This is a genomic window from Shewanella bicestrii (assembly GCF_002216875.1).
Lineage (GTDB): Bacteria > Pseudomonadota > Gammaproteobacteria > Enterobacterales > Shewanellaceae > Shewanella > Shewanella seohaensis.
The window spans coordinates 76,796-90,906 of the sequence record NZ_CP022359.1; the positions used below are offsets into that span (position 1 = coordinate 76,796).

The 14,111-nt window shown below is 56.9% G+C and carries 17 protein-coding genes and 2 pseudogenes; 11 read left to right on the forward strand and 8 right to left on the reverse strand.

What is annotated here, in order from left to right:
- Positions 1-284 precede the first annotated feature (284 nt).
- Both CF168_RS21415 and CF168_RS22595 read left to right on the forward strand, forming a co-directional pair.
- Entirely contained in the window at positions 285-584 is a 300-nt protein-coding gene (locus CF168_RS21415) for a hypothetical protein (RefSeq protein WP_011872911.1), read from the forward strand.
- A 166-nt stretch (positions 585-750) separates the two neighbouring features.
- Positions 751-849 (forward strand): annotated as a pseudogene (locus CF168_RS22595) (hypothetical protein); the annotation flags it as partial.
- A gap of 169 nt (positions 850-1,018) precedes the next feature.
- Here the strand turns inward: CF168_RS22595 and CF168_RS21420 are convergent.
- The 3 genes from CF168_RS21420 to CF168_RS21430 are packed head-to-tail and all read right to left on the reverse strand — an operon-like array spanning position 1,019 to position 4,953.
- On the reverse strand, positions 1,019-1,363 hold the full coding sequence (locus CF168_RS21420) for a DUF6488 family protein (RefSeq protein ID WP_089069021.1): 345 nt from the start codon (positions 1,361-1,363) through the stop codon (positions 1,019-1,021).
- 59 nt (positions 1,364-1,422) lie between these two features.
- The gene (locus CF168_RS21425; protein WP_001138014.1) at positions 1,423-4,389 is read right to left on the reverse strand and encodes a Tn3-like element TnAs1 family transposase; all 2,967 of its coding nucleotides are present in this window, start codon (positions 4,387-4,389) and stop codon (positions 1,423-1,425) included.
- 3 nt (positions 4,390-4,392) lie between these two features.
- Complete coding sequence (locus tag CF168_RS21430) at positions 4,393-4,953, reverse strand: recombinase family protein (RefSeq protein ID WP_001161490.1); 561 nt, start codon at positions 4,951-4,953, stop codon at positions 4,393-4,395.
- A 460-nt stretch (positions 4,954-5,413) separates the two neighbouring features.
- On the opposite strand from CF168_RS21430, the gene CF168_RS21440 reads away from it, so the two are divergent.
- Positions 5,414-6,442, forward strand: coding sequence for an IS30-like element ISShes10 family transposase (locus CF168_RS21440; RefSeq protein ID WP_011711660.1), 1,029 nt, complete (start codon positions 5,414-5,416; stop codon positions 6,440-6,442).
- Positions 6,443-6,515: 73 nt separating this feature from the next.
- Positions 6,516-6,992: a DM13 domain-containing protein gene (locus CF168_RS21445; protein ID WP_011711661.1), complete on the forward strand. Its 477-nt coding sequence runs from the start codon at positions 6,516-6,518 to the stop codon at positions 6,990-6,992.
- A 407-nt stretch (positions 6,993-7,399) separates the two neighbouring features.
- Here CF168_RS21445 and merR read toward each other — a convergent pair whose 3' ends face one another.
- Positions 7,400-7,855, reverse strand: a complete 456-nt coding sequence (gene merR, locus CF168_RS21450) for an Hg(II)-responsive transcriptional regulator (RefSeq protein WP_001166628.1) — start codon at positions 7,853-7,855, stop codon at positions 7,400-7,402.
- A 71-nt stretch (positions 7,856-7,926) separates the two neighbouring features.
- Here merR and merT point away from each other — a divergent pair, with 71 nt between their 5' ends.
- From merT to CF168_RS21490, 7 genes are all read left to right on the forward strand, one after another.
- Positions 7,927-8,322: a mercuric ion transporter MerT gene (gene merT, locus CF168_RS21455; RefSeq protein ID WP_001294653.1), complete on the forward strand. Its 396-nt coding sequence runs from the start codon at positions 7,927-7,929 to the stop codon at positions 8,320-8,322.
- Positions 8,323-8,337: 15 nt separating this feature from the next.
- Positions 8,338-8,613, forward strand: a complete 276-nt coding sequence (gene merP, locus CF168_RS21460; protein ID WP_000732275.1) for a mercury resistance system periplasmic binding protein MerP — start codon at positions 8,338-8,340, stop codon at positions 8,611-8,613.
- Between the two features lie 27 nt (positions 8,614-8,640).
- Positions 8,641-9,066 carry an organomercurial transporter MerC gene (merC, locus tag CF168_RS21465; RefSeq protein ID WP_000522996.1) on the forward strand — a complete coding sequence of 142 codons (426 nt, stop codon included), beginning with the start codon at positions 8,641-8,643 and terminating at the stop codon, positions 9,064-9,066.
- 38 nt (positions 9,067-9,104) lie between these two features.
- Positions 9,105-10,790: a mercury(II) reductase gene (merA, locus tag CF168_RS21470; RefSeq protein ID WP_000209296.1), complete on the forward strand. Its 1,686-nt coding sequence runs from the start codon at positions 9,105-9,107 to the stop codon at positions 10,788-10,790.
- 17 nt (positions 10,791-10,807) lie between these two features.
- On the forward strand, positions 10,808-11,173 hold the full coding sequence (gene merD, locus CF168_RS21475; RefSeq protein WP_001277466.1) for a mercury resistance co-regulator MerD: 366 nt from the start codon (positions 10,808-10,810) through the stop codon (positions 11,171-11,173).
- Positions 11,170-11,406, forward strand: a complete 237-nt coding sequence (merE, locus tag CF168_RS21480; RefSeq protein WP_001087807.1) for a broad-spectrum mercury transporter MerE — start codon at positions 11,170-11,172, stop codon at positions 11,404-11,406. The genes merD and merE overlap by 4 nt, the downstream gene beginning before the upstream one ends.
- Positions 11,407-11,471: 65 nt before the next feature.
- Complete coding sequence (locus CF168_RS21490) at positions 11,472-11,684, forward strand: DUF3330 domain-containing protein (RefSeq protein ID WP_000993245.1); 213 nt, start codon at positions 11,472-11,474, stop codon at positions 11,682-11,684.
- A 322-nt stretch (positions 11,685-12,006) separates the two neighbouring features.
- Here CF168_RS21490 and CF168_RS21495 read toward each other — a convergent pair.
- The 4 genes and pseudogenes from CF168_RS21495 to msrB form a co-directional block, all read right to left on the reverse strand.
- Positions 12,007-12,291: pseudogene (locus tag CF168_RS21495) on the reverse strand (transposase); the annotation flags it as partial.
- Positions 12,292-12,389: 98 nt separating this feature from the next.
- Positions 12,390-12,962, reverse strand: a complete 573-nt coding sequence (locus CF168_RS21500) for a peptide-methionine (S)-S-oxide reductase (protein WP_011711651.1) — start codon at positions 12,960-12,962, stop codon at positions 12,390-12,392.
- A complete protein-coding gene (msrA, locus tag CF168_RS21505; RefSeq protein ID WP_011711652.1) occupies positions 12,959-13,459 on the reverse strand; it encodes a peptide-methionine (S)-S-oxide reductase MsrA in 501 nt (166 codons plus the stop codon). The genes CF168_RS21500 and msrA overlap by 4 nt, the downstream gene beginning before the upstream one ends.
- A 2-nt stretch (positions 13,460-13,461) precedes the next feature.
- A complete protein-coding gene (gene msrB, locus CF168_RS21510; protein ID WP_011711653.1) occupies positions 13,462-13,908 on the reverse strand; it encodes a peptide-methionine (R)-S-oxide reductase MsrB in 447 nt (148 codons plus the stop codon).
- Positions 13,909-14,111: the final 203 nt, after the last annotated feature.

The window sequence follows — 14,111 nt, forward strand, 5'->3', positions numbered from 1 at the left end:
AAACCGGTTTAAAATATAGAGCAGTATATCTGCTTGGATTTCCGTTAGCTGGAGCCTTTATAGGAATTGCAGTGTTCGCTTTATTAAATTATGTGAATGGGCCTCTAAGCAAATTCGCCTTATATCTGTCCGTTGGTGTTTGGGGGGGGGTATGGAGTGTTCTCAGGAATCTATGGATACTTAAATCTAAGGAAAATATTAAAGTTAAAGAGAGCTAATGAGGAATCCAGGGATTAAATACGGCTCACATGGTTCTGCTATTGGCGCAGCATTGGGGACGGCTTATGGAAATCAATAACTGGTTTGATTTTATTATATACACAATTTATTTCTTTGGGGTTGTGATAGTTATCCTTCCTACTGGGGTTATCTTTCTTTGGTTGACATTGAAAAATCTAGTCAAAATGAGAGCCCCGAGATACGAAAAAAAGCACTACAAGTATTTCTCTGCAAGAAATAGATTTGAAGTGTGTGTTGCAGGTGTTTTTTCTGTGGCTTTTTCTGTTTGGTATCTGTTTTTTGCCAAAGGGGGAAATCTGTTTCTTTATCCGTCAGAGGTAATGAGATTTTTTTCAGGCGGATGATAGTGTGGATCAGGCTCTGGCGTTGGCCCAGCCGCCGCCAGCGGCCAAGTGTTTGGAAGGCGAGCCATCATAGAGTCAGTAGAGAGAGATACTTTTGGAAATCAATAGTATTATGATTGGTACAAATGAGTTGTAGCTCCATATTTTAAAGGGGGATTTCAGAGAAATGAAGAATAAGAAGGTAATAACTTTGATAATGGCCGCAGCCGCATCATGCTCGTCAGTCTATGCCGCGACATTACCGACCAGTGAGGTAGACGCATACGGGGTATGAAGCCCAATGGTACGGAAACGTACGCTAAGAGCTTAACTATATGAAATTCATAATAATGCATTGCGTGCATTGAAGAATGGCATTTTGAAATGAATTGCCAGAGTCAGAAAAACAAAGGCCGGTGCAGACACCGGCCTTAAAGTTAGTTACTTAAGCTCAATCACAGCTTTTCTGTATGCTCAGCTGACACGACGTTACCAACCTCGTCCAGTACGATATAGAGGTTCTGCTTACCGGCATCTTTTTCATCTGCATTGACATAAAGAGCCACCCACACAGGGTCACCATGGTGCGATTTTTTCTCGCTGATCTCTTTCGCTTTCACAGAACCCCAGCTGCCGCCGAGTTTGTTGCCGGCGACCAGTTTTTCCAGCACTTGTTGCGCTTTGGTTGATGCTTCAGCCTGAGTAATTGGCTCTACATCCGCATGGTTGCCGTGCGCGAGCACTTGTTGTGACGCCAGTGCCAGGCCAACGCCAAGAATTAAAGCAGTTAATTTTTTCATGTTACATATCTCCTAGAGTGTTATTAGGGGAGCCCGCAGAATTCGGAAAAAATCGTACGCTAAGGTTTTCCGGGCATCCGTAAGGGCCGAAACTTCCCGTCTTCCAGTCTGCGGCTCTGCCGCCAGACGTAATCGCCGGTTAGGTTGATGTGCTCCCAGCCCAGCGGCGACAGGAATTGCAGCAGCTCGCCGTCCACCGGCTTGCCGGCCTCGACCAACCCCTGGGTGGCGCGTTCCAGGTACACCGTGTTCCACAGCACGATAGCCGCCGTCACCAGGTTGAGGCCGCTGGCCCGGTAGCGCTGCTGCTCGAAGCTCCGATCCCTGATTTCCCCAAGGCGGTTGAAGAACACCGCCCTGGCCAGCGAGTTGCGCGCCTCACCTTTGTTCAGGCCGGCATGCACGCGGCGGCGCAGTTCAACACTTTGCAGCCAGTCCAGGATGAACAGCGTGCGCTCGATCCGGCCCAGCTCGCGCAGGGCCACGGCCAGTCCGTTCTGGCGCGGGTAGCTGCCGAGCTTGCGCAGCATCAGCGAGGCGGTGACGGTGCCCTGCTTGATCGAGCTGGCCAGGCGCAGGATGTCGTCCCAGTGGGCACGCACGTGCTTGATGTTCAGGGTGCCGCCGATCAGCGGGCGCAACGTCGGGTAGGCTTGCACGCCCTGCGGCACGTACAGCTTGGTTTCGCCGAGGTCGCGGATGCGCGGCGCGAAGCGGAAGCCTAGCAGGTGCATCAGGGCAAAGACGTGATCGGTGAAGCCGGCCGTGTCGGTGTAGTGCTCCTCGATCCGCAGGTCGGACTCGTGGTACAGCAGGCCGTCGAGCACATAGGTGGAATCGCGGACGCCGACATTCACCACGCGGGTGCTGAACGGCGCGTACTGGTCGGAGATATGGGTATAGAACAGCCGTCCCGGCTCGCTACCGTACTTCGGGTTGACGTGCCCGGTGCTCTCGCCCCGGCCACCCGCGCGGAAGCGCTGGCCATCGGAGGATGAGGTCGTGCCGTCGCCCCAGTGGGCGGCAAAGGCGTGGCGATACTGGTGGTTGACCAGCTCGGCCAAGGCCGCCGAATAGGTTTCGTCGCGGATGTGCCAGGCTTGCAGCCAGGACAGCTTGGCGTAGGTCAGGCCGGGGCTCGACTCGGCCATCTTGGTCAGCCCGAGGTTGATCGCATCACCGAGGATTGCGGACAGCAGCAACGTCCTGTCTTTGGCCTCGGCCCCGTCCTTCAAGTGGGTGAAGTGGCGGCTGAAGCCCGTCCAGTCGTCCACGTCCATCAGCAGTTCGGTGATCTTGATGCGCGGCAGTAACTGGCTGGTTTGGTCGATCAGCGCCTGCGCCCGATCCGGCACCGCCGCATCCAGCGGGGTGATTTTCAGCCCTGACTCGGTGAGGATGGCATCGGGCAGCTCGTTGTCCTTGGCCAGGCGGGTGACGGTGGCCAACTGCTCGTCCAGCAGCTGCAAACGCTCTTCCAGGTACTGGTCGCTGTTCGGGTTGATCGCCAGGGGCAGGGCCTGCTCGCGCTTGAGTGCGGCGAACTTCTCGGCCGGCAGCAGGTAGTCGTCGAAGTCGCGGAACTGCCGCGAGCCCTTGACCCAGATGTCGCCGGAGCGCAGGGCGTTCTTCAGCTCGGACAGGGCGCAGATTTCGTAGAATTTCCGGTCGAGGCCTTCCGGGGTGATCACCAGCGGCTTCCAGCGCGGCTTGATGAAGGCCGTGGGTGCATCGGCCGGCACCTTGCGCAGGTTGTCGGCGTTCATCTCACGCAGGGTCTGCACGGCTGCCAGCACGCCTTGCGCGGCCGGCGCGGCGCGCAGTTCCAGCACCTCCAGCAAGGCCGGCGTGTAACGGCGCAGGGTGGCGAAGTTCTCGCCGACCAGGTGCAGGTGGTCGAAGCCTTCCGGCCGGGCCAGCAGCTCGGCCTCGCTGACGCTCTCGGTGAACTCGTCCCAGGGAATCACCGCCTCGATGGCGGCATAGGGGTCGCTGCCGCTTTCCTTCGCTTCCAGCAGCGCCTGGCCGATCCTGGAGTACAGGCGCACCTTGTCGTTGATCGCCTTGCCCTGCTTCTGGAACTGCTGCTGATGCTTGTGCTTCGCGCCGCTGAACAGCTTGACCAGGATGCGGTCATGCAGATCGACCAGCTCATCGATCACGGTCGCGGTGCTCTCCAGCACCACGGCGGCCAGGGTCGCGTAGCGGCGCTGCGGCTCGAACTTACCGAGGTCTTTGGGCGTCATCTGCCCACCCTCGCGGGCCAGCTTGAGCAGGCGGTTCTGGTGGATGTGCCGGCCCAGGCCTTCGGGCAAGTCCACCAACTGAAATGTCTTCAGCCGCTCGATGTGTTCCAGCATGTGCCGAGAGTTGGGTTTCAGCGGTGCCTGGCGCAGCCAGGTCAACCAGGTGATGCTGCTGCCGGCCTTGAGCTTCAACAGCTCGTCCAGCTTGGCCCGATGCGAGTCCGTGAGTGGTTCGACCAGGGCGCGGTAGACCCGCCGATTGGCTCGCGCAATGGCTTCCGAGCAGGCCCGGTCAATCACGCTCAGCGCCGGCAGGATGCGTCGTTTCTGCCGTAGGCTCTCCAGGGCCTGACCGGCCAGCAGCAAGCCTTTGTCGGTCTGCTGGGCCAGCTCGGTTAGCTCGCGCACCAGGGCGCGGAAGTCGGACAGGCCGAACGGGGCCAGTTGCAGGTAGGTGCGCAGTTCCTGGGCATGCTCGCGACGGGTCACGTCGCGCTCGCCGTACTTTGCCCAGCTCGCCGGCTCGGCCTGGACTTGCTTCGCCACCCACAGGATGACCGGCTCGGGCAGCTCGCTGTCGGTTCCCAGCGCGTAACCGGGGTAGCGCAGCAGGCAGAGCTGCACGGCGAAGCCGAGGCGGTTGGCGTCGCCGCGTCGCTGGCGAATCAGCGACAGGTCGGAGTCGTTGAAGGTGTAGTAGCGGATCAGGTCATCCTGGCTTTCCGGCAGCGCAAGCAGGGTGTCCCGCTCCGTGGCCGAGAGGATCAAGCGACGCGGCATGTGTCAGTCGTCCGTGCGGAGGTACTGGTAGAGGGTTTCCCGGCTGATGTTGAACTCGCGGGCAAGCTGCGCCTTGGGCTCGCCGGCCGTCGCTCGCTGCCGCAGGGTAGCAGCCTGCTCATCGGACAGGGCTTTCTTGCGGCCCCGGTACGCGCCACGCTGCTTGGCCAAGGCGATGCCCTCACGCTGCCGCTCGCGGATCAGGGCGCGCTCGAACTCAGCGAAGGCCCCCATCACCGACAGCATCAGGTTGGCCATCGGCGAGTCCTCGCCAGTGAACACCAGGCCCTCCTTCAGGAACTCGATGCGCACGCCGCGCTGAGTCAGCTTCTGTACCAAGCGACGCAGGTCATCGAGGTTGCGGGCCAGCCGATCCATGCTGTGCACCACCACTGTATCGCCTTCGCGGACGAAGCTCAGCAGCGCTTCGAGCTGGGGGCGCTGGGTGTCCTTGCCCGATGCCTTGTCGGTGAACACCTTGCTCACCTGGGTTTGTTCCAGCTGGCGTTCCGGGTTCTGGTCAAAGCTGCTGACCCGGACGTAGCCGATGCGGTGCCCCTGCACGATGTCTCCTTGGTTGAAGGCGGCTTAAGTGCACTTTCTGTTCCGTTGTGCCTCAAAGCCCATTTCTGTCAGGCTGAAATCTATAACCTTCGCGGGCATGTGTCAAAAAATGGGAAAGCAGACTCTATTCTGACGAAGCGGCGCGGCCCTGCCTGACATCAAGTTAGGGTATAGCCTAGATTGACATGCGCGATGCAACCCTTAACTTGCTTGCACCTATCGTTTCCATGCTAGCTTTATCGTAACGCTAAAGAAATTGGGCTTAATGCCGAATACAATAAAATAAAACAGCCAACCCTTGAGGCTCTTATGCGCCAGAATTTACCAGTGACGGGTCGAAACTTAGAACTCCCAAAAGATACCAATATTCTTTCGACTACCTCCCCTCAAAGCCATATCACGCACGGCGGCCGCAAAAACTGAGTGCAACACCTGACCTTTCCGGTACGGTGCTGCCACTATGTCCTATCACGAACTCAGTATCCCCGAACGTGCGACCCTTCAACTCGGCCTTGCCCAAGGTTTCAGCCAGCGGCGAATTGCCCGGATGCTCGGCCGCTCCCCCTCGACCATCAGCCGGGAGCTGCGCCGCAACCGGGCCCCTGGCACCCGCTACCAGGCCTGTGCTGCCCAGCAGCAGATGCAGGTCCGCCGCCAGGTCTGCAGGCCTCAGTGCAAGCTGCTGCCGGGCAGTGAGCGCTTCGAGCTGGTCGTCCATATGCTGCGTGAGGGTTTGTCTCCCGAGCAGATTGCCGGCAAGCTGCGCAGCATGAACATACCCAGCCTCAGAGAGGCCTACGTCTGCCGCGAGACGATCTATAACGCGATCTACGCCCTGCCGGTCGGTGGCCTGCGCAAGGAGCTGATCATCTGCCTGCGCCAGGGCAAGACGAGTCGCAGGCCGCGCTCTGGCGGCGTCGATCGGCGCGGCCAGATCCCTGAAATGCTCAGCATCCACGTGCGCCCGCCGGAGGTCGAAGACCGGCTGATGCCAGGCCATTGGGAGGGCGACCTGATCAAGGGCAAGGCCAATGCCTCGGCGGTGGGCACCTTGGTGGAGCGTACCAGCGGCTACCTGATGCTGATCAAGATGGCCGACGCGACGGCGACCTCGGCGCTGGAGGGCTTCAGTGCGGCGCTCAATGGCATGCCGCTGGCGGTGCGCAAGAGCATGACCTACGACCAGGGCCGGGAGATGGCGCGGCACGCCGAGATCACCCAGCGGACCGGGGTGGCGATCTACTTCTGCGACCCGCACAGCCCCTGGCAACGCGGCAGCAATGAGAACATCAATGGACTGATCCGCCAGTACCTGCCCAAGGGCACGGACTTGTCGGTGCATAGTCAGGAAGCCCTGGACGCCATCGCTTTGCAACTGAATATGCGACCGCGCAAACGCTTCGACTTCAAATGCCCGATCGAGGTGATGGGCGAAGTGATGCAAGAAGCCGTGGTGATGCGGCATGATGCTCCCGCTTCAATTCAATAACCGTGTTGCACTCAGATCCTGCAACCAGCTATTATGATGGACACACCAAATAACTCACTGCATGAGGCAACCCATGAAAAAGCAATTAAAAATAATTCTGCTCGCGTCCCACCTGGCTCTGTTTGGCGCGGGAGTTGGGCTAGGGATCTATATACTTCCGATTTTGACAGCACAAGAAAACGCCACCATCGCCGAAATTGAAGAAGTGCAAAAGGTGGCAAAGTATAGCGGAGAGTTCAAGAAAGATCAGAAAGGCAGCGACGCCCTTCACTGGGCGAATGGACAACTTTTTGTTACGGATAACGAAATTGTATTTAAAGGTGATGTAGCACCTGGTCCAGACTACAAAATTTACCTGACAAAGAAACAAGCCACCGACAAAGAATCGTTTTTGGACATAAAGAAAGAAGCAATTCTGATTGGCGAATTGAAAAACTTCGGGAATTTCAAGAAAACCATTCCTGCAAGCGTCAACGTCAACGAGTTTACAACGGTCCAAATATGGTGCGAGCATTTCTCTAAGTTCATCGGCTCCGCAAAATATCAGTAAACAAGCTTAAACTTGGATCTTGCCTGTTCACGAATAACATGCGCCTCATGCCAATGGAAATTAAAGTCTTGCCGGGCATGAGGCCTCCCCTCCACGTCTAGATTCTTGAAGTCAAAATTGACCTCAACCGACCCTCAGACACTGACTACGATGCCTGCATACCCTGAAGCGGTTCACCAGATGGGCTTGCGACAGAGATAAGTACGCGCCAACCTCAGATGCCGCTAAGGCTCTATACGCCGCCTTATCGGAATGGGTGGAATTTTGCGCGCGAGCGTCTAATGTTATCCAAGAGCGAGGGCTCTGATTAGTCCCGTCTCCCATGAAGATTCGCAGACTAAGACCCCTATTAAATCTGTAACATTTCGCTAGTTGGGGTCGTCTCAGAATTCGGAAAATAAAGCACGCTAAGGCGTAGTCACCCCGTGACTCCCCCGCGCCGATGCAGCGAGCTTCGTTCCGTCTTGCAGTGACGCAATCAGCGGGCAGGAAACGTTCCCTTTCCGCGCATGGCAGGCGCACACCAGTTCAGACAGCACGGCCTCCATGCGTGCCAAGTCGGCCATCTTCTCGCGCACATCCTTGAGCTTGTGCTCGGCCAGGCCGCTGGCTTCCTCGCAATGGGTGCCATCCTCCAGCCGCAGTAGCTCGGCGATTTCGTCCAGGCTAAAGCCCAGCCGCTGGGCCGATTTCACGAACCGCACTCGTGTTACATCCGCCTCGCCATAGCGGCGAATGCTGCCATAGGGCTTGTCTGGCTCCGGCAGCAGGCCCTTGCGCTGGTAGAACCGGATGGTCTCCACATTGACCCCGGCCGCCTTGGCAAAAACGCCAATGGTCAGATTCTCAAAATTAATTTGCATATCGCTTGACTCCGTACATAACTACGGAAGTAAGCTTAAGCTATCCAAACCAAATTTGAAAGGACAAGCGTATGTCTGAACCACAAAAGTCTGAACCACAAAAGTCTGAACCACAAAAGTCTGAACCACAAAACGGGCGCGGCGCGCTCTTCGCCGGTGGGCTGGCCGCCATTCTTGCGTCGGCCTGCTGCCTGGGGCCGCTGGTTTTGATCGCCTTGGGGTTCAGCGGGGCATGGATCGGCAACCTGACGGTGCTGGAACCCTATCGCCCGATCTTCATCGGCGCAGCGCTGGTCGCGCTGTTTTTCGCCTGGCGGCGCATCTACCGCCCGGCGCAAGCCTGCAAACCGGGTGAGGTCTGCGCGATTCCCCAAGTGCGAGCTACTTACAAGCTCATTTTCTGGATCGTGGCCGCGCTGGTCCTGGTCTCGCTCGGATTTCCCTACGTCATGCCATTTTTCTATTAATCACAGGAGTTCATCATGAAAAAACTGTTTGCCGCCCTCGCCCTCGCTGCCGTTGTTGCCCCCGTGTGGGCCGCCACCCAGACCGTCACGCTGTCCGTGCCTGGCATGACCTGCGCCTCTTGCCCGATCACTGTCAAGCACGCGCTTTCCAAGGTTGAGGGCGTGAGCAAGACCGACGTAAGTTTCGACAAGCGCCAGGCCGTCGTCACCTTCGACGATGCCAAGACCAACGTCCAGAAGTTGACCAAGGCGACCGAGGACGCGGGCTATCCGTCCAGCCTCAAACGCTGATCCGTTAACCGAACTCGGGAGCGACACATGGGACTCATCACGCGCATCGCTGGCAAAACCGGCGCGCTCGGCAGCGTCGTTTCCGCGATGGGCTGCGCCGCCTGTTTTCCTGCCATCGCCAGCTTTGGCGCGGCCATCGGACTGGGCTTCTTGAGCCAGTACGAGGGGCTATTCATTGGCATCCTGCTGCCGATGTTCGCCGGCATCGCGTTACTCGCCAATGCTATCGCTTGGCTCAATCATCGACAGTGGCGACGCACGGCGCTCGGCACGATAGGCCCGATCTTGGTGCTGGCAGCGGTGTTTTTAATGCGGGCTTACGGCTGGCAGAGCGGTGGACTGCTCTATGTCGGCCTGGCCTTGATGGTTGGGGTGTCGGTCTGGGATTTCATCTCGCCAGCACATCGCCGCTGCGGGCCGGACAGCTGTGAATTGCCAGAACAACGTGGCTGACGGCAACAGCCGTAGCCACCACAGAAAAGGAAAAATACATGACCACCCTGAAAATCACCGGGATGACCTGCGACTCGTGCGCGGCTCACGTCAAGGAAGCCTTGGAGAAAGTGCCCGGCGTGCAATCGGCGCTGGTGTCCTATCCGAAGGGCACAGCGCAACTCGCCATTGAGGCGGGCACGTCATCGGATGCGCTGACTACCGCCGTGGCCGGACTGGGCTACGAGGCAACGCTTGCCGATGCGCCACCGACGGACAACCGCGCCGGCCTGCTCGACAAGATGCGCGGCTGGATAGGGGCCGCTGATAAGCCCAGTGGCAACGAACGCCCGTTGCAGGTCGTCGTCATTGGTAGCGGTGGAGCCGCGATGGCGGCAGCACTGAAGGCCGTCGAGCAAGGCGCGCAGGTCACGCTGATTGAGCGCGGCACCATCGGCGGCACCTGCGTCAACGTCGGTTGTGTGCCGTCCAAGATCATGATCCGCGCCGCCCACATCGCCCATCTGCGCCGGGAAAGCCCATTCGACGGCGGCATGCCACCCACACCGCCGACGATCTTGCGCGAGCGGCTGCTGGCCCAGCAGCAGGCCCGTGTCGAAGAACTCCGTCATGCCAAGTACGAAGGCATCCTGGACGGCAATTCAGCCATCACCGTTCTGCACGGTGAAGCGCGTTTCAAGGACGACCAGAGCCTTATCGTTAGTTTGAACGAGGGTGGCGAGCGCGTCGTGATGTTCGACCGCTGCCTGGTCGCCACGGGTGCCAGCCCGGCGGTCCCGCCGATTCCGGGCTTGAAAGAGTCACCCTACTGGACTTCCACCGAGGCCCTGGCGAGCGACACCATTCCCGAACGCCTTGCCGTAATCGGCTCGTCGGTGGTGGCGCTGGAGCTGGCGCAAGCCTTTGCCCGGCTGGGCAGCAAGGTCACGGCCCTGGCGCGCAATACCTTGTTCTTCCGTGAAGACCCGGCCATCGGCGAGGCGGTGACAGCCGCTTTCCGTGCCGAGGGCATCGAGGTGCTGGAGCACACGCAAGCCAGCCAGGTCGCCCATATGGACGGTGAATTCGTGCTGACCACCACGCACGGTGAATTGCGCGCCGACAAGCTGCTGGTCGCCACCGGCCGGACACCGAACACGCGCAGCCTGGCATTGGAAGCGGCGGGGGTAGCCGTCAATGCGCAGGGGGCCATCGTCATCGACAAGGGCATGCGCACCAGTAGCCCGAACATCTACGCGGCCGGCGACTGCACCGACCAGCCGCAGTTCGTCTATGTGGCGGCAGCGGCCGGCACTCGTGCGGCGATCAACATGACTGGCGGCGATGCGGCCCTGGACCTGACCGCAATGCCGGCCGTGGTGTTCACCGACCCGCAGGTCGCCACCGTGGGCTACAGCGAGGCGGAAGCACATCACGACGGGATCGAGACCGACAGTCGCCTGCTAACACTGGATAACGTGCCGCGTGCGCTTGCCAACTTCGACACACGCGGCTTCATCAAGCTGGTCATCGAGGAAGGTAGCGGACGGCTCATCGGCGTGCAAGCGGTGGCCCCGGAAGCGGGTGAACTGATCCAGACGGCGGTGCTCGCCATTCGCAACCGTATGACCGTGCAGGAACTGGCCGACCAATTGTTCCCCTACCTGACCATGGTCGAAGGGCTGAAGCTCGCGGCGCAGACCTTCAGCAAGGACGTGAAGCAGCTTTCGTGCTGCGCCGGATGAGGAAAAGGAGGTGTTCAATGAGCGCCTACACAGTGTCCCGGCTGGCCCTTGATGCCGGGGTGAGCGTGCATATCGTGCGCGACTACCTGCTGCGCGGATTGCTACGGCCGGTCGCGTACACCACGGGCGGCTACGGCTTGTTCGATGACACCGCGTTGCAACGGCTGCGCTTTGTACGGGCTGCCTTCGAAGCGGGTATCGGCCTGGACGCACTGGCGCGGCTGTGCCGGGCGCTGGATGCTGCGGACGGTGACGGTGCGTCTGCGCAGCTTGCCGTGTTGCGGCAACTCGTCGAGCGTCGGCGCGAGGCCCTGGCCAGCCTCGAAATGCAACTGGCCGCCATGCCAACCGAACCGGCACAGCACGCGGAGAGTCTGCCATGAACAGCCCAGAGCACTTGCCGTCTGAGACGCACAAACCGATCACCGGCTACTTGTGGGGCGCGCTGGCCGTGCTCACCTGTCCCTGCCATTTGCCGATTCTCGCCATTGTGCTAGCCGGCACGACGGCCGGCGCGTTCATCGGGGAGCACTGGGGTATTGCAGCCCTCACGCTGACCGGCTTGTTTGTCCTGTCTGTGACGCGGCTGCTGCGGGCCTTCAAGGGAAGATCATGACCGCTTCCCAGCCAGCCGAGAGTGGGCAGCTTTGAGCTTCGCTACCAATCTGGAGGAGTACCACCATGAACGCAAACGCCCCGAACACTGCCAGTTGCACCACCTGCTGCGTATGCTGCAAAGAAATTCCGCTCGATGCCGCCTTCACCCCGGAAGGCGCGGAATACGTCGAACATTTCTGCGGGCTGGATTGCTATGAACGCTTCCAGGCACGCGCCAAGGCCGCGACAGAATCTGACATTGCGCCTGTCCCTGGCGGTTCGCAGCCGTCAGATTGAGGCATGCCCTAACTGGGCGTCAGGCCGGAACCTTGGGCAGTGTCAGAATAGGGCCGATTCCAGCATTTTCTGACGACTCGCCTGCAACCTCTAGGGCCTCAACCTGACAGGCCGCACGCTTAGCGTACGATTTTGTCCGTTTTCTCTATCGTCCCCATCAACAACTATTGATTTGGGTTGCATTTAAGCACTCGAATGGCGGCAATCAAATTCACAAGGTGCAGATGCTGATTTTAGGCTTGCAGTGTTAAGGCATTTAAAAACAGCGAGTTTTGACTCGTGGGGCTGATATTTGATGAGATGAGATTAGGCTGATTGATTTTCAACTCTGCCTGACTGCAGCCATCAAACCGACAGTTCCCAGTATCGTCATCATCCGTTTCAGGTTGTAAGCAAGCACACTGAGGCTGATTTCAGTGCTCACATTTTTGAGGCGTTTAGTCAAAAAGTGCGTCGCTCCCATCCACATTTTTATAGTACCAAACGGATGCTCAACGCTCTGTTTCCTTATGACCGGGAATTCCGGATTTTCGTCCAACCGCTTTTGCATGTCATCGATAATCGATTCATGTATCCATCTTCTCATGCGACGAGGGTCTTTCTTTGATGTCATTCGTTTGCGGTGACATCGTTTTAGTTTTCGTGTGATCGATGCCACTACTAGAGTTGGTAATCATGACGCTCGAACTTGCAGAGTAGCACAGCCTATATCGATGTTAACTCTACACCTGACTCTGTCAATTTATGCGTATCAACATAGTGGCTGAAACGTGCTAATAAGAAGGTGAGTTTTGGATGAATGTACCTTTGACAAAATGGTCTGTTGGGTGCTGTATAAAAGTAGTCGATAAGCTCAGTTTTATTCGCTTTAAAATCCTTAAAAAAATAAACCTGAGTAATGACTGGCTGCTCAAAATCAGCTCTACAGGCATCTAATATGTTTACAGCCTGGTTATACTGAACCTCATCATAAGCGTATATCGCTGAACGATATTTACCACGCATTGAGTGGTTTGATGTGCTCGCGTGAGTATGTAAATGGATTTCGATCAAGGTTGATAAAGAAATAACAGTCGGATCAAAAACCACTTCAATGGCTTCGCTGAACTGAGCGTTGTCACCAATTGAGGCGATCCAACCTTGATTGACAGTAGCAATGCCAATAAGTGATGAAAATACGCCTTCGGTGCACCAGTGACAACCACCGCCTAAGCCGATTGTATTAAGGGTGGTTGTCGTATGCAAATTGCAAGTCTGTGTGGGCTGCTGCAAACTCATTGAGATGAGGGCAACTTCCAGTCTGGTCTGGGGAAGTGGCAGGTATAGCCATTTGGTCGGAGTTCCAAATAGTCCTGATGCATAGCCTCCGCTTCCCAAAAATCACTTGCAGGTTCGACTTCAGTCACTACTTTTCCAGGCCATAATCCCGAAGCATCCACGTCAGCAATGGTTTTTACTGCCTCAGCATGCTGTGCCTCAGAGGTATAATAAATGGCTGAGCGATAAGATGTGCCCTTGTCATTACCTTGTCTATTTACTGTACTAGGGTCATGAATCTGAAAGAAAAACTCTAAAATTTGTCGATAGCTGGTGATTTCATTATCGAACATTATTTCAATGCCTTCAGCATGGTTACCATGATTGCGGTAGGTAGCATTAGCCACTTCACCACCGGTATAACCTACTCGGGTTGAAGTGATACCGGGACGTTTGCGGATAAGATCCTGCATGCCCCAAAAGCAGCCACCGGCTAATACTGCGCGTTCAATTGCCATAATTAAATGTCCTCTACTTGGTCTAAATACTCTGCGTAACCTTTACTTGCCATTTCTTCCCTAGGAATAAAACGTAATGACGCTGAGTTAATACAATAACGTAGGCCACCCTGGTCTTTGGGACCGTCTGAAAATACATGGCCTAAGTGACTGTCGCCATGAGTTGAGCGCACTTCTGTGCGGGTCATGCCGTGCGACCTATCAGTGATTTCAATTACGTTGACAGAGTCTATCGCTTTGGTAAAGCTCGGCCAACCACACCCTGATTCATACTTGGCAGAAGACGCAAATAAAGGCTCACCTGACACGATATCCACGTAAATGCCGGGCTTGGTGTTCTTTAGCAATTCACCAGTCCCTGGACGCTCTGTACCATTTTCTTGCGTCACCCGATACTGCTCCTTAGTCAGAGCAGAAATCGCATTCATAGATTTTTGATAGGTATTCATAAATGTCCTCTTATAGAGTAGAGCCATGTGCCTTTCAGATTATAAGAGACCTTCTGTTTACAGAATTTATTTCACTTAGGCCGTTAACCCGAAAAAATGATCTGATCCAGTAGTTCTGTACACCGCGCTAAGTGAGTAAAATCACATAACGAGGTGCCTATGACAGCTAAAAAGAACTGCAAGACCTATACCGCAGAATTTAA